The 869-nt window shown below is 62.1% G+C and carries 2 protein-coding genes; both read right to left on the bottom strand.

All coding sequences use genetic code 11. The features are described from left to right. Positions 1-357, bottom strand: a 357-nt coding sequence (gene ccoO / locus AS93_RS0115655; protein WP_027591489.1) for a cytochrome-c oxidase, cbb3-type subunit II, incomplete at its 3' end; no start/stop codon positions are given. Beyond that, positions 357-869: cbb3-type cytochrome c oxidase subunit I (locus AS93_RS0115650; RefSeq protein ID WP_027591488.1), on the bottom strand; the 513-nt coding region annotated here is incomplete at its 5' end. The genes ccoO and AS93_RS0115650, both read right to left, overlap by 1 nt.

The following is an 869-nucleotide window of genomic DNA, read 5'->3' as shown; positions in this document are numbered from 1 at the left end:
GTCGTCGGAGTAACGACCGCCGACGCGGGCCAGGTCCGGACCGGTACGCTTGGAACCCCACAGGAACGGATGGTCCCAGACGCTTTCGCCGGCGACGGAGTAGTGGCCGTAGCGCTCGGTTTCCGCGCGGAACGGACGGATCATCTGGGAGTGGCAGCCGACGCAGCCTTCCTTGATGTAGATGTCACGACCTTCCAGCTGCAGGGCAGTGTAGGGCTTCATGCCTTCCACCGGCTCGTTGACCACGTCCTGGAAGAACAGCGGGACGATCTGGGTCAGGCCGCCGATGGCCACGGCAATGATCATGAACAGGGTCAGCAGACCGATGTTCTTCTCGAGTTTCTCATGGCTTTTCATCAGTGGGCTCCTTGGACCGTGAACTTCCCGGCCGCTTCGACTTCTTCAGGCTTGGCTGCGCGCACGGTCTGCCAGGTGTTGTAGGCCATCAGCAGCATACCGGCGACGAAGAACGCACCGCCCAGGGCGCGAATCATGAAGCCGGGGTGGCTGGCTTCCAGCGCTTCGACGAAGGAGTAGGTCAGGGTGCCGTCCTGGTTCACGGCGCGCCACATCAGGCCCTGGGTAATGCCGTTCACCCACATGGAGGCGATGTACAGCACGGTGCCGATGGTGGCCAGCCAGAAGTGGGTGTTGATCAGGGCGATGCTGTGCATCTGCTCGCGACCGAACACTTTCGGAATCAGGTGGTACAGGGAGCCGATGGAGATCATTGCCACCCAGCCAAGGGCGCCGGCGTGTACGTGACCGATGGTCCAGTCGGTGTAGTGCGACAGGGCGTTCACGGTCTTGATGGCCATCATCGGGCCTTCGAAGGTGGACATGCCGTAGAAGGCCAGGGAAACCACCAG

It is taken from the genome of Pseudomonas sp. RL, assembly GCF_000647775.1.
Taxonomy (GTDB): domain Bacteria; phylum Pseudomonadota; class Gammaproteobacteria; order Pseudomonadales; family Pseudomonadaceae; genus Serpens; species Serpens flexibilis.
The sequence above is the reverse complement of the archived record's forward strand: the minus strand, read 5'-3'. Positions and strand labels throughout refer to the sequence as shown.